Source organism: Streptococcus sp. 20925_1_44 (assembly GCF_041432435.1).
GTDB lineage: Bacteria > Bacillota > Bacilli > Lactobacillales > Streptococcaceae > Streptococcus > Streptococcus infantis.
The window spans coordinates 103,234-123,443 of the sequence record NZ_JAPVZQ010000002.1 but is presented as its reverse complement, the minus strand read 5'-3'; the positions used below and the strand labels follow the sequence as shown (position 1 = coordinate 123,443).

General features: G+C 39.0%; 14 protein-coding genes and 1 other RNA gene. 11 read left to right on the top strand and 4 right to left on the bottom strand.

Annotation, left to right across the window (positions count from 1 at the left end):
• Positions 1 to 104 precede the first annotated feature (104 nt).
• Positions 105 to 2,000, top strand: a complete 1,896-nt coding sequence (locus tag O3643_RS03390) for a DUF2207 domain-containing protein (protein ID WP_371499867.1) — start codon at positions 105 to 107, stop codon at positions 1,998 to 2,000.
• A 61-nt stretch (positions 2,001 to 2,061) separates the two neighbouring features.
• Positions 2,062 to 2,907 carry an undecaprenyl-diphosphate phosphatase gene (locus O3643_RS03385; RefSeq protein ID WP_036756966.1) on the top strand — a complete coding sequence of 282 codons (846 nt, stop codon included), beginning with the start codon at positions 2,062 to 2,064 and terminating at the stop codon, positions 2,905 to 2,907.
• Positions 2,908 to 2,943: 36 nt separating this feature from the next.
• Here the strand turns inward: O3643_RS03385 and dinB are convergent, their stop codons facing one another.
• Positions 2,944 to 4,005 (bottom strand): DNA polymerase IV, encoded by a 1,062-nt coding sequence (gene dinB, locus O3643_RS03380; RefSeq protein ID WP_371499864.1) that lies wholly within the window; start codon positions 4,003 to 4,005, stop codon positions 2,944 to 2,946.
• Between the two features lie 238 nt (positions 4,006 to 4,243).
• On the opposite strand from dinB, the gene pflB reads away from it, so the two are divergent.
• Together pflB and O3643_RS03370 are read left to right on the top strand one after the other, a co-directional pair.
• A complete protein-coding gene (pflB, locus tag O3643_RS03375) occupies positions 4,244 to 6,559 on the top strand; it encodes a formate C-acetyltransferase (protein ID WP_004251975.1) in 2,316 nt (771 codons plus the stop codon).
• 405 nt (positions 6,560 to 6,964) lie between these two features.
• The gene (locus tag O3643_RS03370) at positions 6,965 to 9,067 is read left to right on the top strand and encodes an AAA family ATPase (protein ID WP_371499862.1); all 2,103 of its coding nucleotides are present in this window, start codon (positions 6,965 to 6,967) and stop codon (positions 9,065 to 9,067) included.
• 59 nt (positions 9,068 to 9,126) lie between these two features.
• Here the strand turns inward: O3643_RS03370 and O3643_RS03365 are convergent, their stop codons facing one another.
• Positions 9,127 to 9,609, bottom strand: coding sequence for an S-ribosylhomocysteine lyase (locus tag O3643_RS03365; protein WP_371499860.1), 483 nt, complete (start codon positions 9,607 to 9,609; stop codon positions 9,127 to 9,129).
• Positions 9,610 to 9,814: 205 nt separating this feature from the next.
• On the opposite strand from O3643_RS03365, the gene O3643_RS03360 reads away from it, so the two are divergent.
• Positions 9,815 to 11,797, top strand: a complete 1,983-nt coding sequence (locus O3643_RS03360; protein WP_371499858.1) for a peptide ABC transporter substrate-binding protein — start codon at positions 9,815 to 9,817, stop codon at positions 11,795 to 11,797.
• A 78-nt stretch (positions 11,798 to 11,875) separates the two neighbouring features.
• Here the strand turns inward: O3643_RS03360 and pbp1a are convergent, their stop codons facing one another.
• Positions 11,876 to 13,999 (bottom strand): penicillin-binding protein PBP1A, encoded by a 2,124-nt coding sequence (gene pbp1a, locus O3643_RS03355; protein WP_371499856.1) that lies wholly within the window; start codon positions 13,997 to 13,999, stop codon positions 11,876 to 11,878.
• On the bottom strand, positions 13,996 to 14,592 hold the full coding sequence (recU, locus tag O3643_RS03350; RefSeq protein ID WP_006150093.1) for a Holliday junction resolvase RecU: 597 nt from the start codon (positions 14,590 to 14,592) through the stop codon (positions 13,996 to 13,998). Before recU ends, pbp1a begins: the two co-directional genes overlap by 4 nt.
• A 67-nt stretch (positions 14,593 to 14,659) precedes the next feature.
• Between recU and O3643_RS03345 the strand changes: the two genes are divergently transcribed.
• From O3643_RS03345 to gndA, 6 genes are all read left to right on the top strand, one after another.
• Positions 14,660 to 15,187, top strand: a complete 528-nt coding sequence (locus tag O3643_RS03345; protein WP_006152179.1) for a DUF1273 domain-containing protein — start codon at positions 14,660 to 14,662, stop codon at positions 15,185 to 15,187.
• 69 nt (positions 15,188 to 15,256) lie between these two features.
• Positions 15,257 to 15,592 carry a cell division regulator GpsB gene (gpsB, locus tag O3643_RS03340; RefSeq protein WP_006152068.1) on the top strand — a complete coding sequence of 112 codons (336 nt, stop codon included), beginning with the start codon at positions 15,257 to 15,259 and terminating at the stop codon, positions 15,590 to 15,592.
• An 18-nt stretch (positions 15,593 to 15,610) separates the two neighbouring features.
• Positions 15,611 to 15,992: RNase P RNA component class B (gene rnpB, locus O3643_RS03335), an RNA gene on the top strand.
• 82 nt (positions 15,993 to 16,074) lie between these two features.
• Positions 16,075 to 17,253 carry a class I SAM-dependent RNA methyltransferase gene (locus O3643_RS03330; RefSeq protein WP_371499853.1) on the top strand — a complete coding sequence of 393 codons (1,179 nt, stop codon included), beginning with the start codon at positions 16,075 to 16,077 and terminating at the stop codon, positions 17,251 to 17,253.
• Positions 17,246 to 18,709, top strand: coding sequence for a cell division site-positioning protein MapZ family protein (locus O3643_RS03325; RefSeq protein ID WP_371500090.1), 1,464 nt, complete (start codon positions 17,246 to 17,248; stop codon positions 18,707 to 18,709). Before O3643_RS03330 ends, O3643_RS03325 begins: the two co-directional genes overlap by 8 nt.
• A 76-nt stretch (positions 18,710 to 18,785) precedes the next feature.
• Positions 18,786 to 20,210, top strand: coding sequence for an NADP-dependent phosphogluconate dehydrogenase (gndA, locus tag O3643_RS03320; RefSeq protein WP_045614364.1), 1,425 nt, complete (start codon positions 18,786 to 18,788; stop codon positions 20,208 to 20,210).

Sequence of the window (20,210 nt, the reverse complement as noted above, 5' to 3'; positions counted from 1 at the left end):
TGGCTCCCTCTATTGTATCTAAAAATGATAAGATTTTCAATACAAGTAAACCTTAACTTCTAAAAAATGATATAATAGTGAAAAAACATGAAAGGGAATGTAAAATGAAAAAGAGATGGCTTCTTGCTCTGGTATTTACCTGTTTGCTATTTGTACCTCGTCTAGTTTTTGCAGTAGACTTCGATATTCTATCCTATAAGGGTGATTTGAATATTCATGCAGATAATACAGCGGTTTTCAAAGAAACAATCACCTACCACTTTAAAGATGATTTTAATGGTCAATTGATTGGACTCGGAAACGCAGGGAAAATGCCGAAGGGATTTGAAATTGATGATGATCCAACTGTTTTAGTATCCAAAAATGGCCAGATTGTTCAAGACGTCCTTTCATATACTAAGGAAGAAGAGGATGGCTACAAGGTTACCATTTTTAATCCGGGAAACGCAGGAGATACTGTTCGTGTAACTGTTACTTGGCAACTTAAAAACCTTCTTTTCTTATATCAGGATATTGCTGAGCTAAATTGGCAACCACTGACAGATAGTTCAGGGGATATCAAAGATCTGGAATTTCGAGTAACTTCAGATAGTCCGGCAGAGAAACTCTTTTTCCATACTGGTGAACTCCTCAATGAGGGAAGTGTCGAAAAAGTCAATGATATCTACTGGGTGAAGATGAAGGATCTTCCTAAAAAACGTCAAGTTGAACTACATGCCTATTGGCCGAGAGAAGCTTTCTCGAGTGCTCCAAGTCAAGGGTTGAATGAAGATGATTTAAGTAACTTCAAAAGAGTTGAGGTAGAAATAAAGGCTGATAAAGTGCACGCCAAGGTCATGATAAAATGGATTTTTCCAATCTTCTTTATGGCCCTCTTACTACTAACGATCAACTATTATAGAGAATTTCGTCAGCATACGACTCTTAAAAAGGTATATCCAAAGAATCATCGTCTCTACGAACCCCCAATGGACCTACCTCCAATGGTTTTGGCAGAAGCAATCTATTCAACATCCTTAGAGGAAGTTAGCCCTCTAAACAAGCAGAAATTTGGTAAATTCACCTTTGAACAACTAATCCAAGCAACCTTGTTAGATTTAGTCGATCGAGGGCATTTATCCATTTTTCAAGGTGAAGAAGAACCTTGGATAAAAATTAACAGTGAAAAAGGTTTGTCTAATTTTGAGAAGGAGTGTCTGCGGATGACTCTTTCTACAAATAAAGAATTGGCTCTTTCAGACCTTTTCCCTGAATATCAAGTTTCTTCTGGATTGTTCCATGGAGCTAAGGAAGCTGATGAGAAGCATATTCGAGAATTCGGCATGCACCTCAAGCGTTCCTTTGAGAGACGACTTGAACGCATGCAAAGTTGTGTTCGAGACAAGGTGAAAATTTTACGAATTCCAAGTTATTATCGACCTTTAACGGAAAAAGAAAATAATCTTGTGAAAAAAATGAAAGTCTGTTCGTCTGTAACAGGTGTTGTCGGACTTATCATTTTCTACTATAGTTTTCGAACACATGGCTATTTCTCGCTTCCTTTACTTTCCTTAGGTTTAATTGGTTTACTAGCGAGCGGTTTGATTCATTTAGTAACTCGAGGACCTTCTCGTGATGGAGTCTTAAATGAAGAAGGGGCAGAAGTTGTTTATCTCTGGACAAGTTTTGAAAATATGCTTCGGGATATTGCTCATCTTGATAAGGCTGAACTAGAGAGTATTGTTGTTTGGAATCGTCTTTTGGTCTATGCAACTCTCTATGGATACGCTAAGAAGGTAAATAAAATCATGAAGCTTCACAAGATTCAACTTGAAAATGCTGCTATGAATCTTTATGTATCTTGTGGGTGGGATAAACAATTTCACACATCTGCTACTCAAATCAATCTATACACATCGGTCGCAAATACAGCAAGTACCTTTTCTGTATCATCCGGAAGCGGTAGCTCTGGTGGTGGTTTCTCAGGCGGTGGCGGTGGTGGAAGTGTTGGTGCTTTCTAAAGAAAACTCAACACATGCTTTAAAAGTATGATATAATGGAGGATAGTAAAAGGAGTAATCTATGTATTTTTTTGAAATTTTAAAATCAATCTTTTTTGGTATTGTTGAAGGAATTACGGAATGGTTGCCGATTTCAAGTACTGGTCACTTGATTTTAGCAGAAGAGTTTATCCAGTATAAAGATCAAAATGAAGCCTTCATGTCTATGTTTAACGTAGTCATTCAGCTGGGTGCAATCTTAGCCGTTATGGTTATCTACTTTAACAAGCTTAATCCCTTCAAACCAGGTAAGGATAAAGTTCAAGTTCGTAGAACCTGGCAATTATGGTCCAAAGTTTTTGTTGCGACCCTACCTCTTCTCCTAGTCTTTAAGTTTGATGATTGGTTTGATACTCACTTCCATAATATGGTTTCAGTAGCCATCATGTTGATTGTTTATGGGGTTGCCTTTATCTATCTTGAAAAACGTAACAAAGCGCAAGCGATTGAGCCAACAGTTACTGAGTTAGACAAATTACCTTACAAAACAGCATTGTATATCGGTCTTTTCCAAGTCTTGGCCCTTCTACCAGGGACTAGCCGTTCCGGAGCAACTATCGTAGGTGGTTTGTTGAATGGGACTAGTCGTTCAGTGGTAACAGAATTTACCTTCTATCTAGGAATTCCAGTTATGTTTGGAGCCAGCGCTTTGAAGATTTTTAAATTCATCAAGGCTGGAGAAGTCTTGAGTTTTGGTCAATTCTTCTTGCTCTTGGTAGCAATGGTAGTGGCTTTTGCAGTCAGCATGGTTGCCATTCGTTTCTTGACTAGCTATGTCAAAAAACACGACTTTACAGTGTTTGGTAAATACCGTATTGTCCTTGGTAGTGTGTTACTACTTTATAGCTTCATTCGACTATTTGTATAAGAAAAGAAACCTTGAGGGTAGATTCCTTCAAGGTTTTTAAAATCCAGTCACAGTAACTCCTAATAAACGGACTCCCTTGTCTTTATCACTCAGTGTTTCATAGAGTTGGATAATACTTTGAGCAATTTCTTTAGAGTCTTGTGTTTGTTGATTCAGTGTTTTTCGTTTTGTCAAAGTAGAAAAGTCAGCATAGCGGATTTTCAAAATGACGATCTTACCACTTTTTTCATATTTTTGAAGACTAAGAGCAACTTTTTCCGAAAGGAGAGTTAGTTCTTTTTTAATATCTTCATCTAGACTTAGAATCTTACTGTAAGTTTTTTCTTTACCAATAGACTTACGGATACGATTTGATTTGACAGGAGAGTTATCTATACCTCGAGCTTTACGATATAGATCAAAACCGAGTCTTCCGAAACGATCAATGAGAGTGATTTCAGAAACCTCTAAAAGGTCAGTACCCGTATATACACCCATTTGATGGAGTTTTTCAACTGTTTTCTTGCCCACACCGTGGAACTTAGCGATATCCATTTGTTTGAGAAAATCTTCAGCTTCATCAGGAAGAATGACTGTCAAACCACGAGGCTTTTGATAGTCACTTGCCATTTTAGCTAAAAATTTATTGTATGATACACCAGCAGAAGCTGTTAATTGTAATTCATTCCAGATATCCTGCTGAATTAAACGAGCAATTTTAACAGCAGATTTGATACCAAGCTTGTTTTCAGTTACATCTAGATAAGCTTCGTCGATACTCATGGGTTCAATTTTATCCGTATATCGTTTAAAAATAGCTCGAATCTGTTGGCCAACAGTAGTATATTTGTCATAGTTCCCAGAAATAAAAATAGCTTGAGGACAGCGTTCATAAGCTTCTTTAGAACTCATGGCTGAGTGAATGCCGAATGCTCTGGCTTCATAACTACAGGTTGAAACAACACCCCGACCACCTGTTTTCCTAGGGTCGCTACCAATAATAACGGGTTTCCCTTTAAGTTTAGGATTGTCACGAATTTCTACAGCAGCAAAAAAGGCATCCATGTCAATATGGATAATTTTACGGGATAAATCATTCATCAGTGGAAATATCAGCATGAAATGGCCTTTCTTTGGTAGTTTTTCTAGCCTTATTATACCTTTTTTCTGAAAAAATAGGAAATAGCTAATTATTTTTCAAAAATATACTACAGTTTGTACTAAAATAACAACTGTATTATAAAAGAAAGTGCCTAAAAAGTGTGATTTCACTTGTTGGAATCGTTTACTGTGTGTTATACTGAATATATGAATGTAACAGATTACTGTTACTAGAAAGATAAAAGAGGACATTAACATGGTTGTTAAGACAGTTGTTGAAGCACAGGACATTTTTGACAAAGCCTGGGAAGGCTTTAAAGGTGTTGACTGGAAAGAAAAAGCAAGTGTATCACGCTTTGTACAAGCTAACTACACACCTTATGATGGAGACGAAAGCTTCCTTGCAGGACCAACAGAGCGTTCACTTCACATCAAAAAAATCGTAGAAGAAACTAAAGCACACTACGAAGAAACTCGTTTCCCAATGGACACTCGTCCAACTTCTATCGCTGACATCCCTGCAGGATTCATCGACAAAGAAAACGAAGTTATCTTTGGTATCCAAAACGATGAACTCTTCAAATTGAACTTCATGCCAAAAGGTGGTATCCGTATGGCTGAAACTACTTTGAAAGAAAATGGATACGAACCAGATCCAGCTGTTCACGAAATTTTCACAAAATATGTAACAACTGTTAACGACGGTATCTTCCGTGCTTACACTTCAAACATCCGTCGTGCTCGCCACGCTCACACTGTAACTGGTCTTCCGGATGCATACTCACGTGGACGTATCATCGGTGTTTATGCACGTCTTGCTCTTTACGGTGCAGACTACTTGATGCAAGAAAAAGTGAACGATTGGAACTCAATCGAAGAAATTGATGAAGAAACAATCCGTCTTCGTGAAGAAATCAACCTTCAATATCAAGCATTGCAACAAGTTGTACGCTTGGGTGATCTTTACGGAGTTGATGTTCGCAAACCAGCGATGAACGTTAAAGAAGCTATCCAATGGGTAAACATTGCCTTCATGGCTGTCTGCCGTGTTATCAACGGTGCAGCTACATCTCTAGGACGTGTGCCAATCGTATTGGATATCTACGCAGAACGTGACCTTGCTCGTGGTACATTTACTGAATCAGAAATCCAAGAATTTATTGATGATTTCGTTATGAAACTTCGTACAGTTAAATTTGCTCGTACAAAAGCTTATGACCAATTGTACTCAGGTGACCCAACCTTCATCACAACTTCTATGGCTGGTATGGGTAACGACGGTCGTCACCGTGTTACTAAAATGGATTACCGTTTCTTGAACACTCTTGATAACATCGGTAACTCTCCAGAACCAAACTTGACAGTTCTTTGGACTGACAAATTGCCATACAACTTCCGTCGCTACTGTATGCACATGAGCCACAAACACTCTTCAATCCAATACGAAGGTGTTACAACAATGGCTAAAGATGGATACGGTGAAATGAGCTGTATCTCATGTTGTGTGTCTCCACTTGACCCAGAAAACGAAGAACAACGTCACAACATCCAGTACTTCGGTGCTCGCGTTAACGTTCTTAAAGCTCTTCTTACTGGTTTGAACGGTGGTTACGACGATGTTCATAAAGACTATAAAGTATTTGACATCGAACCAATCCGTGACGAAGTTCTTGAATTCGAATCAGTTAAGGCAAACTTTGAAAAATCTCTTGACTGGTTGACTGACACTTACGTAGATGCTTTGAACATCATCCACTACATGACTGATAAGTACAACTACGAAGCTGTTCAAATGGCCTTCTTGCCAACTAAACAACGTGCTAACATGGGATTCGGTATCTGTGGATTTGCTAACACTGTTGATACATTGTCAGCTATCAAGTACGCTACAGTTAAACCAATCCGTGACGAAAATGGCTACATCTACGATTACGAAACAATCGGTGAATACCCACGTTGGGGTGAAGATGACCCACGTTCAAACGAATTGGCAGAATGGTTGATCGAAGCTTACACAACTCGTCTACGTAGCCACAAACTTTACAAAGACGCAGAAGCTACTGTATCACTTTTGACAATCACATCTAACGTTGCTTACTCTAAACAAACTGGTAACTCACCAGTCCACAAAGGTGTATACCTCAACGAAGATGGTTCTGTGAACTTGTCTAAATTGGAATTCTTCTCACCAGGTGCGAACCCATCTAACAAAGCTAAAGGTGGATGGTTGCAAAACTTGAACTCACTTGCTAGCCTTGACTTTGGTTATGCAGCTGATGGTATCTCATTGACAACTCAAGTTTCACCACGTGCTCTTGGTAAAACTCGTGACGAACAAGTTGATAACTTAGTAACAATCCTTGATGGTTACTTCGAAAACGGTGGACAACACGTTAACTTGAACGTTATGGACTTGAACGATGTTTACGAAAAGATCATGTCAGGTGAAGACGTAATCGTACGTATCTCTGGATACTGTGTAAACACTAAATACCTCACTCCAGAGCAAAAAACTGAATTAACACAACGTGTCTTCCACGAAGTTCTTTCAATGGATGATGCATTGAGCTAAGATTTATAAATAGTAAATCAAAAACCAGTCAGAGTGACTGGTTTTTTTGTTATAAAAATTTTTTAAAAAAAATTAGTCAAATTTGGTCAAATCTATTGACTAAAACTGACCAAAGTGATATACTAAAAACATAAGGATCATGAAAGTCCTTAGAAAACCTTGATTTTAAGGTGATTGTATATACTATCTTAAGATCAAAGTAAGGGTAAAACCTAGAAAAGAGGTACAACCTATGGTTAACATTAGTATTTTTAGAAGTCCAATCGAAAAACCTGTATTGGATAAAGAAAAACCTGAAATTATACGTAGAGTAGCAAATAGCTAGTCTAAATTTTTTAAAACAAAGGTCAGAGAAAGTCAAATTATTTTGACTAAGTAAATTTGAAAACAAACGAGGTATGAAATATGAATAACAACTTTAATAACTTTAACAACATGGATGATTTATTTAACCAATTGATGGGTGGTATGCGTGGATACAGTTCAGAAAACCGTCGTTACTTGATTAACGGCCGTGAAGTAACGCCTGAAGAATTCGCTATTTACCGTCAAACTGGTCAACTTCCAAGCGAAGGAAGTGAACAAGCTCAGTACGTTCAAGGTAAAGGTATGAAACAAGATGGGATTCTTGCAAAACTTGGACGTAACTTAACAGCAGAAGCACGTGAAGGTAAGTTAGATCCGGTTATTGGACGTAATAAAGAAATCCAAGAAACTTCTGAAATTCTTTCTCGTCGCACAAAGAATAATCCAGTTCTCGTCGGTGATGCTGGTGTTGGTAAAACTGCAGTAGTAGAAGGATTGGCCCAAGCTATCGTGAATGGTGACGTTCCTGCAGCAATCAAGAACAAAGAGATCATTTCTATTGATATTTCTGGACTTGAAGCTGGTACTCAATACCGTGGTAGCTTTGAAGAAAACATTCAAAACTTGGTAAACGAAGTCAAAGAAGCTGGAAATATTATCCTTTTCTTCGACGAAATTCACCAAATCCTTGGTGCTGGTAGCACAGGTGATGGTCAAGGGTCTAAAGGTCTTGCTGATATCTTGAAACCAGCTCTTTCACGTGGAGAATTGACAGTGATTGGCGCAACTACTCAAGATGAATACCGTAATACTATCTTGAAAAATGCAGCCCTTGCTCGTCGTTTCAACGAAGTGAAGGTTAATGCTCCATCTGCTGAAGATACCTTCAAGATTCTTCAAGGTATTCGTGATCTTTATCAACAACACCACAACGTCATTTTGCCAGATGAAGTCTTGAAAGCAGCTGTTGATTACTCAGTTCAATACATTCCACAACGTAGCTTACCTGATAAGGCTATAGACCTTGTCGATGTGACAGCTGCTCACTTGGCAGCACAACACCCAGTGACAGATGTACATGCTGTGGAACATGAAATTGAAGAAGAAAAAGCTAAACAAGAAGCTGCAGCTGCTAAAGAAGATTATGAAGCAGCCCTTAATGCAAAAGTTCGTATCGAAGAACTTGAAAAACAAATCGCTAACCATACTGAATATCACAAGGTTACAGCAACAGTTAATGATGTAGCTGAATCGGTAGAACGTATGACTGGTATTCCAGTATCACAAATGGGTGCAACTGATATTGAACGCTTGAAAGATATGGGTCACCGTTTGCAAACCAAAGTCATCGGTCAAGATAAAGCTGTTGAAGCAGTAGCAAAAGCTATCCGTCGTAACCGTGCAGGTTTTGACGAAGGAAACCGTCCAATCGGTAGCTTCCTCTTTGTAGGTCCTACTGGTGTTGGTAAGACTGAGTTGGCTAAACAATTGGCTCTTGATATGTTCGGAACTAAGGATGCTATCATCCGTTTGGATATGTCAGAATACAGCGATCGTACAGCCGTTTCTAAATTGATTGGTACAACTGCAGGTTATGTTGGTTATGATGACAATAACAATACTTTGACAGAACGCGTCCGTCGCAATCCATACTCAATCGTCCTTCTCGACGAAATTGAAAAGGCTGACCCTCAAGTCATCACCCTTCTCCTCCAAGTCTTGGATGATGGTCGTTTGACAGATGGTCAAGGTAACACTGTCAACTTCAAGAATACTGTGATTATCGCAACTTCAAATGCAGGCTTTGGTTATGAAGCTAACTTGACAGAAGATGCTGATAAACCAGAACTTATGGATCGTTTGAAACCTTACTTCCGTCCAGAATTCCTCAACCGTTTCAATGCTGTCATCGAATTCTCACATTTGAGCAAGGAAGATCTTTCTAAGATTGTTGATTTGATGTTGATTGATGTCAATAAGACTCTTTCTAAGAAAGACATTGACTTGGCAGTGAGCGAAGCTGCTAAAGAATACATGACTGAGGAAGGATATGATGAAGTGATGGGTGTTCGTCCACTCCGTCGGGTGGTTGAACAACAAATCCGTGACAAAGTCACAGACTTCCACTTGGATAACCTTGATGCTAAACACCTAGAAGCTGACATGGAAGATGGTGTTTTGGTCATTCGTGAAAAAGCCTAAATCAAGATTTAGAAAATAAAAAAAGGAACCAGTTCAAAAGCTGGTTTCTTTTTTTATTATTAGATGACATGACGTTCAAAGGCATCGTCTGAGATTCCTTCTTGGAGAATCAATTTTGCCCATTCTTTAGCTGAAAATAGGCTGTGATCCTTGTAGTTTCCGCAAGATTCAATAGTTGTTCCTGGGACATCTTCCCAAGTTGTTGTTTCAGCGATTTCTTTCAATGAATCCTTGATGACACCTGCGATTTCAGCGCTAGAATGACGTCCCCACATAATCATATGGAACCCTGTACGACATCCAAATGGTGAACAATCGATCATACCGTCGATGCGAGTACGAATTAGCTTAGCCAAGAGGTGCTCAATAGTATGAAGTCCAGCAGTAGGGATAGAGTCCTCATTTGGTTGAACCAAGCGGATATCAAAGTTAGAAATGATATCTCCTTTCGGTCCAGTCTCTTCTCCAATCAATCGGACATAAGGAGCTTTTACAATCGTATGATCAAGTTCAAAACTTTCAACAATAACTTCTTTTGACATGGTATTTCCTTTCAACTTTCTTCTTTCATTATATCATAAAGATATAGTTGATAAATGTCAATGATTGAAATTTTCCTAAAAAGATTTTCATATTAGAAATGGAGGAAGAAAATATTTTCAAATCAATTTGAAAAATTCTGAAAATTGTATTGACACATGGCTGAAAAGGGACTATAATGTATAAAAAGTCATAAAGGAGTTTATTATGAAATTTTCAAAAGTAATGGCCCTAGCAGGAGTGACTCTGTTAGCGTCAGGTGTTTTGGCAGCTTGTTCAGGTTCAGGCTCTAGTGCAAAAGGTGAGAAAACTTTTTCTTACGTTTATGAAACAGATCCAGACAGCCTCAACTATCTGACAACTGGTAAGGCTGCGGTTGCTAATATCACAAGTAATGTTGTTGATGGCTTGATGGAGAATGACCGTTACGGGAACTTCGTGCCATCTATGGCAGAAGACTGGTCAGTATCTCAAGATGGTTTGACTTACACTTATACAATCCGTAAAGATGCTAAGTGGTACACTTCTGAAGGTGAAGAGTATGCACCTGTGAAAGCTCAAGACTTTGTAACAGGTCTTAAATATGCAGCTGATAATAAGTCAGAAGCCCTTTATCTTGTTCAAGAATCTATTAAAGGTCTTGACGCTTATGTCAAAGGTGAAGTAAAAGATTTCTCAGAAGTTGGAATCAAGGCAATTGATGATCAAACTGTTCAATACACTTTGAATAAACCAGAAAGCTTCTGGAACTCTAAGACAACCATGGGTATTCTTGCACCAGTCAATGAAGAATTCCTTACTTCTAAAGGAAGTGACTTTGCCAAAGCAACTGATCCAAGCAGTATTCTTTACAACGGTCCTTTCTTGTTGAAATCATTGGTAGCAAAATCTTCAGTAGAATTTGAAAAGAATCCAAACTACTGGGATAAGGACAATGTTCATATTGATAAAGTAAAACTATCATTCTGGGATGGTCAAGATACAGGAAAACTTGCAGACACCTTTAAGGATGGCGGCTTCTCAATGGCTCGTCTCTTCCCAACAAGTGCAGGATATCCTGAACTTGAAAAAGAGTTTAAGGATAACATCGTTTATACACCACAAGATTCTGCTACTTTCTTAGTTGGGACAAATATTGACCGTCAGTCTTACAAGTACACTTCTAAGACTACAGATGAGCAAAAGACATCAACTAAAAAAGCTCTCCTAAACAAAGACTTCCGTCAAGCCATCGCCTTTGGTTTTGATAGAACTGCTTATGCTTCTCAAGTAAATGGAGAAAGTGGAGCAAGCAAACTTCTTCGTAATTTGTTTGTACCACCAACATTTGTTCAAGCTGATGGTAAAAACTTTGGTGAATTAGTTAAAGAAAAATTGGTAACCTATGGTGATGAGTGGAAAGATGTCAATCTAGATGACGCTCAAGATGGTCTTTACAATCCTGAAAAAGCGAAAGCAGAATTTGCTAAGGCTAAGACAGTTCTCCAAGCAGAAGGCGTTCAATTCCCAATTCATTTGGATATGCCAGTTGACCAAACTAATACTACAAAAGTTCAACGTGTTCAGTCATTGAAACAATCACTTGAAGCAACATTAGGAACTGACAATGTCGTTATTGATATTCAACAGCTTCAAAAAGATGAAGTTCTTAATGTTACCTACTTTGCTGAAACAGCTGCTGGAGAAGATTGGGATCTCTCAGATAACGTTGGTTGGTCACCAGACTACATTGACCCATCTACTTACCTTGATATCATCAAACCATCTGTTGGTGAAAATACTAAGACTTATCTAGGATTTGATGCTGGTACAAACAACGCTGCTGCCAAACAAGTTGGTTTGGAAGATTACGAAAAGATGGTTGTTGAAGCTGACAATGAAGTCACAGATGTTTCAAAACGTTATGATAAATATGCCGCTGCCCAAGCTTGGTTGACAGATAGCGCTTTGATTATTCCAACAACTTCTCAAACTGGACGTCCAATGTTGTCTAAGATGGTGCCATTCACCCTTCCATTTGCATACTCAGGTAACAAGGGTATGAGTGAAGCCCTCTTGTACAAGTACCTTGAACTTCAAGATAAACCAGTAACTGCTGATGAATATCAAAAAGCTCAAGATAAATGGAAGAAGGAAAAAGAAGAATCTAATAAAAAAGCGCAAGAAGATCTTGCAAACCATGTAAAATAAAAGAAGGTGGAGTTAGTAATTAACTCCACTTTTTCATTAATAAAAGACCTAGGAAGATGTTTCCTAGGTCTTTTAAGATTATTGTTGTCCTTGAGGATTTTGATTTTGATTTGTATTTGGAACAGTTTGGTTTTGTCCATTATTTGGGCTAGTAGTTTCAGCTACTGTAGTTTGATTTTCGGTTGTTGTAGTAGGAGCTTCTGTAGTAGCTTGTTGGGTTGTTTGAGGGATCCAGTTACTACGAGCGCCAACTTTAAAAACATACTCACCATTACGATATAGACCTTCAGGCATTGTCCAATCACCTGGGTGATCATCCTCGGAAAGGTACTCCATCATTGATCGGTAGATGTTGGCCGCTACTCTAAATCCATCTCCTTCGATTGGAGTGAGGCGGTTTGAATAACCGGTCCAGACAGCCATTGAATATTTGCGGGTATATCCTACAAACATTTCATCAGGTGCGACATAATCGTATCTCTTAATGTAATTTTCAATTTCATCATCTGTATAGTTAGATGTACCCGTCTTACCTGCTTGAGGTAACCAAGACATATAAGCACCACGACCCGTTCCGTATGCCAAGACAGTCTTCATCATTTCTGTCATCATATAGGCGGTTGTCTCTTTCATGGCACGAGTACCAGGATCAGCGTATTCTTTTGAGCTACCGTCACTAAAGACAATCTTGTTGATATACATTGGTTTATGGTAGATACCACCGTTAGCAAAAGCAGCGTAAGCAGCAGCCATTTTCTCACTACTTGCTCCGTACTTTTTGTTTGACTCAGTCGTGTTACTTGAAATAGCATTGGCATAGTGCATATCCGGATAGTCAATGCCTAAACCATTCAAGAAAGTCTTGGCTTTGTCTAAACCAACCTTTTCAAGTGTTTCAACGGCAGGTACGTTACGCGATTGTTGGATTGCATATTGTAGTGTGATGTTTCCATAGTATGCTTTATCCCAGTTATAAACAGGAATATCTGTTCCAGGATAGTTATAAGGGGCATCTTTTATGATTGATGCGGTAGAGTCGTAAATTCCGTATTCAAGTGCAGGTGCATAATCTGTGATTGGTTTCATAGTAGAACCCCAGTCACGGTTGGTTTCAACGGCCTGATTGAGTCCGAAGGATACATTGCTTGACTGGTGTCTTGAACCAAGCTGAGCAATAACTTTACCATTTGTAACGTCTACGATAGTAGAAGCTGCCTGAAGTTCATCATCCGGATAATAAACATACTCATCTGTGTTGTATATATCCCAAAGACGCTTTTGAACGTCTTGGTCTACGTTAGTGTAGACATCCATTCCAGTAGTTAAAAGGTTGTAGCCTGTCTCTGTTTCAACTTGTTCAATCACTTCTTTGAGGTAATTGTCTAAGTATGGAGGATAGGAGTTGCTTCCTTTAAGACTTTGTAAACCATCAGTAATAGGTGTATTTATAGCCGTTTCATATTGTTCAGCTGTTAAATAACCTTGCTTTTGCATCTCTGATAGGACTAGATTACGACGTTCTGTTGCTTCTTCTGGATGAGAATAAGGATCGTATTGGTTAGGTGCCTGTGGCATTCCGGCTAGAAGAGCGAGTTGTGGAATTGATAGGTCTTTTAAATCTTTACCATAGTAACTTTGAGCTGCAGTTTGCATACCATAGTTACCATTTGACATGTATACCTTATTGATGTAATATGTCAAAATTTCTTGTTTAGTTGCAGTTCTTTCTAACTGAATAGCTAGCCAAGCTTCTTGGGCCTTACGTGAGATTGTTTGGTCTGATGAAGAAGTTGAAAAGTAAGTTAATTTTATCAACTGTTGCGTCAAGGTTGAACCACCTTGGAGGCCACCTCTACTAGTTAAGTTTCGCAGGAAAGCTCCAGCTATTCGAATGCTATCGATTCCTCTATGGTTAAAAAAACGGTGATCCTCGATAGAGACAATTGCATTAACCAGTTCAATAGGAATTTCATTGCTTTGAGCATTGACACGGCGCTCAGCTCCTAAGTCAGCAATCAATTCGTTTTTACTGTCGTAAATTTTACTTGAAGTTGTTGCGACAAGTTTGCTTTCAGAAAGTTCAGGTGCTTTAGATACATAGTAGAAAAAGACACTTCCACCAATCAATATTGCAGCAATAAAGGCTGCTAAAAATCCAATTCCTAGATATTTAGCAATGCGCCAGATAAGTTGTTTGTTCATATTGTTTTACCACCTAGTAAATGTTGTTTGACGATATCGAGATAAGGTATTTGAGGGAAGGCTTGTTGTTCAATCACATAACCATGCTCTCGAATATAATCAAGCGGCATTGATTTTTTCCCCATATCCTGTTGATAAAAACGGATAAGGTCAATCGCCGGTAATAAATATGTTTCCTGATAAGAAGAAAAATGGATTAGGACGAAGCAAATTCCTTTTTGTTCAAGAACCTGTTCCATATGCTGTATCTGATGAGAATGGAAGTTCTTCATCGGGAAAGCATTTTTTTGTCTGGTTTCCTTTGCTTCGAAATCAATGTAAAATCCTTCATAAACACCCGAGTAGTCAGTAGTTGAAGCTTGTCTAAAATAGGCTTCAACAATTTTAGCGCGACTCCGTTGAGGGTAGTCGACCCGAACAATCTGAACTGGGGTTGGCTTTTTGTGAATGACTGCTATTCCATGTGATAGATAGTAGTCATTGGTAGCATTAATCATCTTTTCAAAGCTCATACCTCGATTTGCGAAATTTTTAGTTTGAGGTAGAGAAGTTTTGCTTGGTTTAGATGAAAGTTTATGTGGATAGTTGACCATAGTCCTCCTTATTGGTACAATAACATCACTCTATTATACCACAAAGGTTTTCAGAAAGGGTGAAAAAATGCATACAGCCTTGGTTTTGGGATACTCAGCTTTTGATTTAGGAGTGTTTAATGAAAAGGACATTCGCTTAAAAATTATCAAAAAAGCCATTCGAAGAGATTTGGAAAGATTGGCTGAGGAAGGGTTGCAATGGCTAGTGTTTACAGGTTCTCTTGGTTTTGAACATTGGGTTTTAGAAGTCGCCAAGGAAATGAAAGATGACTATGGATTCCAACTAGCGACTATTTTTGATTTTGAAACACATGGCTCGAATTGGAATGAAGCAAATCAGATCAAATTGAGTGATTTTAAACAAGTCGATTTTATCAAGTATGCCTATCCGGCTTATGAGCATAAAAGCCAATTGAGAGATTACCAGATTTTTTTACTTGAAAATACAGATGGAGCCTATCTTTTTTATGATCAAGAAAACGAAACAAAACTGAGATTTTTTTACGAACTGATGAAAAAGAAAGACAACTATATTACAAAAAGATTAACATTTGAGGATTTAAACGAAATAGCCGAAAATTTTTCCGAAAATTGAGGCTTTGACCTTGCTTTTTGTTTGCCTTTTTTTATATAATAATACTAGTAACTGAGAATGGAGAGAGACATGGCAAGTATTATTTTTACAGCAAAGGATATTTTTGAGCAGGATTTCGGAAGAGAAGTACGTGGATACAGTAAAGCAGAGGTAGATGAATTCTTAGATGACGTTATCAAGGATTATGAAACTTATGCAGCGTTGGTTAAATCATTGCGTTTGGAAGTCGCAGAATTGAAAGAACAATTGGCGAACAAACCTCAAGTGGAACCTGTATCTGTAACGTCTGAGCCTGCTGAGCTTGGAAGTACGACTTCTATGACTAACTTTGATATCTTGAAACGCTTGAATCGTCTTGAAAAAGAAGTATTTGGCAAACAAATCGTAGAAAATTCTGATTTCTAAGAATCATACAGTTGTGCAATTTTTGGATAATCGCGTGGAGAGTTTATCTTTTCATGAGGAAAGTCCATGCTAGCACAGGCTGTGATGCCTGTAGTGTTTGTGCTAGGCGAAACCATAAGCCTAGGGACGAGAAATCGTTACGGCGAGTGAATAGACTAAGTTTTCGGATATGTTTTAGTAGCTCTGAAAGTGCCACAGTGACGAAGTCTCTCTGGAAACAGAGAGAGTGGAACGCGGTAAACCCCTCAAGCTAGCAACCCAAATTTTGGTCGGGGCATGGAGTGCGCGGAAACGAACGTAGTACTCTGACTGCTAGCAGCTTCTAGCTGTTAGTGGTAGACAGATGATTATCGAAAGAAGTGGTCCTAGTCACTTCTGGAACAAAACATGGCTTATAGAAAATTGCATATAGGTTGGGGCTGAGAAATTTTCTCAACCTCATTTTTTAAAGGTGAACAAGAGAAAGGTCTTTAAAGACTGACATGAAACAAACATTTAATTTAATCGCGACTGCTGCAGCAGGCTTAGAGGCTGTTGTAGGTCGGGAAGTGCGTGCACTTGGCTATGACTGTCAAGTTGAGAATGGTCGCGTTCGCTTTGAAGGAGATGTAAAGACAATTATTGAAACTAATTTGTGGCTACGAGCTGCAGATAGGATTAAGATTGTTGTTGGGACTTTTCCTGCAAAAACATTTGAAGAACTTTTTCAAGGAGTTTTTGCCTTAGATTGGGAAAACTATTTACCACTTGGAGCGCGTTTTCCAATTTCAAAGGCTAAGTGTGTCAAATCAAAACTTCATAATGAACCTAGTGTTCAAGCTATTTCTAAAAAGGCAGTTGTCAAGAAATTGCAGAAACATTATGCTCGACCAGAAGGCGTTCCCTTGATGGAAAATGGTCCAGAGTTTAAAATAGAGGTTTCAATTCTTAAAGATGTTGCGACTATCATGATTGACACAAGTGGCTCTAGTCTTTTCAAACGAGGTTATCGTACTGAAAAAGGTGGTGCTCCTATTAAAGAGAATATGGCAGCAGCAATTCTGCAATTATCAAACTGGTATCCAGATAAACCTTTGATTGATCCAACCTGTGGTTCAGGAACCTTCTGTATTGAGGCAGCTATGATTGCTCGTAATATGGCGCCAGGCTTACGCCGTTCCTTTGCTTTCGAAGAATGGAATTGGGTTAGTGATCGTTTGATTCAGGAGATTCGTACGGAAGCTAGCAAGAAGATTAATCGTGAGATTGAGCTAGACATCATGGGCTGTGATATCGATGGCCGCATGGTGGAAATTGCTAAGGCAAATGCTCAGGCTGCGGGGGTTTCTAAGGATATCCACTTTAAGCAGATGCGCGTGCAGGATTTGCGAACAGATAAGATTAATGGAGTTATTATTTCGAATCCACCATATGGGGAACGCTTATTAGATGACGCAGGAGTAACAAAGCTCTATGCTGAGATGGGAGAGGTATTTGCACCACTTAAAACCTGGAGTAAATTTATCCTGACCAGTGATGAAGCTTTTGAAAGTAAATATGGTAGTCAGGCAGATAAAAAACGGAAACTCTATAACGGTACTTTGAAAGTTGATTTATATCAATATTTTGGTCAACGAGTGAAAAGACAAGATGTCAAAGTGGAAAGGAATGCAAATGAGTAAGAAAAGACGCAATCGCCATCACAAGGGTGAGCAAGAATCTAAGTTTGAATTTGAAGAGGCTAAAGATTTAACGGTTGGTCAGGCTATTCGTAAGAACGAAGAGGTTGAAGCAGGTGTGACTCCAGATGATACCATCTTAGATAAATATATCAAGCAACACCGTGAAGAAATCGAAGCAGACAAATTTGAAAATTTACAAACGAAAAAAGAGGAGTCTACTCAAAGCTTGGATGATATGATCCAAGAAGTGAGAGAAACTGCTGAACAAGAAAATGTGTTAAGTCCGGAAGAGGAAGCAATTGCTCTTGCAGTAGCCACAGATACAACTGAAATCGTTGCCCAAGAAGTCGAAGAAGAGGAAACCAGAGTTCTCGAGCAACCTTTTAAGGATGAATTGGAAGCTGTGGAAATGGCTGAGGTTGATAACTCCGAAGTTGCAGTGGTTTATGAGGAAAATGAAGATCAACTTCAACCCTTGTCTCGTTCTGCTCAAGCAGATGATGAACCACAAAATAAAAAGAAATGGGCAATTTTATCAATCATTATTTTGCTAGTCCTCTTGATTTTTGGAGGTGGCTATTACGTTTATCGTCAGATTACGCGTTCTTCTCAAGAGCTTCAAACGAAGGCGGCGGATTCAGGTTTGGTAAGCAATCAGTCAGTCTATGAACAATTTAATACGCTCTACGACACGTTTTATACTGATGAAAACAAAACGGCTCTTAAAAATAGCCAGTTTAGTCAACTGAATCAATTGAAAGAACTTCTAGATAAACTAGAAGGAGCGAGAGAACATACTCTAGCCAAATCAAAATATGATAGTCTAGAAACCCAAATAAAGGCTATCCAAGAAGTGAACTCTCAATTTGAAACTCCAGCTATTACAGATGGTGTCTTGGATACAAATGCAAAAATCAAAGCGGATGCTAAATTCACGGAAATCAAGACTGGTAATACAGAAATTGATAAACTGCTTGATAAAGCAATCAGCCTTGGTAAGAGTCAATTAACAAGTACAACAACGGCCTCAACAACGGCCTCAACAACTGCTTCGACAACAGCAGCGAGCCAGGAAGCGTCAAGCCCAACAACAGAAAGCAGTCCATCTACTTCAACAAGTGATACTGCGGCATCTACTAATAGTGGCTTGTCAAGCGAAGGTGTTAATTTGCAAAGAAGCGCTAGCCGAGTACCGTACAATCAATCTGCTGTAAACGATAGTAGTAATCCTGCCTGGACCTTTGCAGATGGTGTTCTTGAACAAATCCTTGAGACATCCCGTGCGCGTGGATATATCACTGGAAACCAATATATCTTGGAACGTGTAAATATTGTGAATGGCAATGGATATTACAATCTTTACAAACCAGATGGAACTTATCTCTTCACTCTAAACTGTAAGACAGGATACTTTGTTGGGAATGGTTCTGGCCATGCGGATGATTTAGACTACTAGTCAAATTGTTATAAAATTCTTTCTTTTCACAGATAAACGTGATAAAATAAAACTTATTAAATAAGAGGAGTGTCACATGACAAAAGCAAACTTTGGTGTTGTTGGTATGGCCGTAATGGGTCGTAACCTTGCCCTTAATATTGAATCTCGTGGATACACAGTTGCTATCTATAACCGTAGTAAAGAAAAAACAGAAGATGTTGTTGCTTGCCATCCTGAAAAGAACTTTGTGCCAAGCTATGATATCGAAAGCTTCGTAAACTCAATTGAAAAACCACGTCGTATCATGCTCATGGTTCAAGCAGGACCTGGTACAGACGCAACCATCCAAGCCCTTCTTCCACACTTGGATAAAGGCGATATCTTGATTGACGGAGGAAACACGTTCTACAAAGATACTATCCGTCGTAATGAAGAGTTGGCGAACTCTGGTATCAACTTCATTGGTACAGGTGTCTCTGGTGGTGAAAAAGGTGCCCTTGAAGGTCCTTCTATCATGCCTGGTGGACAAAAAGAAGCATATGAATTAGTAGCAGATGTTCTTGAAGAAATCTCTGCAAAAGCACCAGAAGATGGTAAACCATGTGTGACTTACATCGGTCCTGATGGAGCTGGTCACTATGTGAAAATGGTCCACAATGGTATCGAGTACGGTGATATGCAATTGATTGCAGAAAGTTATGACTTGATGCAACACTTGCTTGGACTTTCTGCAGAAGACATGGCTGAAATCTTCACTGAATGGAACAAGGGGGAATTAGACAGCTACTTGATCGAAATCACTGCGGATATCCTTGGACGCAAAGACGACGAAGGTCAAGATGGTCCAATCGTAGACTACATCTTGGATGCTGCAGGAAACAAGGGAACAGGTAAATGGACTAGCCAATCAGCTCTTGACCTTGGTGTGCCATTGTCACTGATTACTGAGTCAGTATTTGCGCGCTACATTTCAACTTATAAAGAAGAACGTGTACACGCTAGCAAGGTACTTCCAAAACCAGCTGCTTTCAAATTTGAAGGAGACAAGGCTGAGTTGATTGAAAAGATCCGTCAAGCCCTTTACTTCTCAAAAATTATCTCTTACGCACAAGGTTTTGCGCAATTGCGTGTAGCTTCTAAAGAAAACAACTGGAACTTGCCATTTGCAGATATCGCTTCTATCTGGCGCGATGGATGTATCATCCGTTCTCGTTTCTTGCAAAAGATTACAGATGCATACAACCGTGATGCAGATCTTGCTAACCTTCTTTTGGATGAGTACTTCTTGGATGTAACAGCTAAGTACCAACAATCAGTTCGTGATATCGTAGCTCTTGCTGTTCAAGCAGGCGTACCAGTACCAACCTTCTCAGCTGCCATCACTTACTTTGATAGCTACCGTTCAGCTGACCTTCCAGCAAACTTGATCCAAGCACAACGTGATTACTTTGGTGCCCACACATACCAACGTAAAGACAAAGAAGGAACATTCCACTACTCTTGGTATGACGAAAAATAA

Excerpts from the sequence above, each read along its gene's own strand:
- O3643_RS03330 (WP_371499853.1), top strand. The coding sequence starts at position 16,075 with ATGAAACAAACATTTAATTTAATCGCGACTGCTGCAGCAGGCTTAGAG.
- O3643_RS03365 (WP_371499860.1), bottom strand. The coding sequence starts at position 9,609 with ATGTCAAAAGAAGTTATTGTTGAAAGTTTTGAACTTGATCATACGATT.
- O3643_RS03370 (WP_371499862.1), top strand. The coding sequence starts at position 6,965 with ATGAATAACAACTTTAATAACTTTAACAACATGGATGATTTATTTAAC.
- dinB (WP_371499864.1), bottom strand. The coding sequence starts at position 4,005 with ATGCTGATATTTCCACTGATGAATGATTTATCCCGTAAAATTATCCAT.
- gndA (WP_045614364.1), top strand. The coding sequence starts at position 18,786 with ATGACAAAAGCAAACTTTGGTGTTGTTGGTATGGCCGTAATGGGTCGT.
- O3643_RS03390 (WP_371499867.1), top strand. The coding sequence starts at position 105 with ATGAAAAAGAGATGGCTTCTTGCTCTGGTATTTACCTGTTTGCTATTT.
- O3643_RS03325 (WP_371500090.1), top strand. The coding sequence starts at position 17,246 with ATGAGTAAGAAAAGACGCAATCGCCATCACAAGGGTGAGCAAGAATCT.
- recU (WP_006150093.1), bottom strand. The coding sequence starts at position 14,592 with ATGGTCAACTATCCACATAAACTTTCATCTAAACCAAGCAAAACTTCT.
- O3643_RS03345 (WP_006152179.1), top strand. The coding sequence starts at position 14,660 with ATGCATACAGCCTTGGTTTTGGGATACTCAGCTTTTGATTTAGGAGTG.
- gpsB (WP_006152068.1), top strand. The coding sequence starts at position 15,257 with ATGGCAAGTATTATTTTTACAGCAAAGGATATTTTTGAGCAGGATTTC.
- pbp1a (WP_371499856.1), bottom strand. The coding sequence starts at position 13,999 with ATGAACAAACAACTTATCTGGCGCATTGCTAAATATCTAGGAATTGGA.
- O3643_RS03385 (WP_036756966.1), top strand. The coding sequence starts at position 2,062 with ATGTATTTTTTTGAAATTTTAAAATCAATCTTTTTTGGTATTGTTGAA.
- pflB (WP_004251975.1), top strand. The coding sequence starts at position 4,244 with ATGGTTGTTAAGACAGTTGTTGAAGCACAGGACATTTTTGACAAAGCC.
- O3643_RS03360 (WP_371499858.1), top strand. The coding sequence starts at position 9,815 with ATGAAATTTTCAAAAGTAATGGCCCTAGCAGGAGTGACTCTGTTAGCG.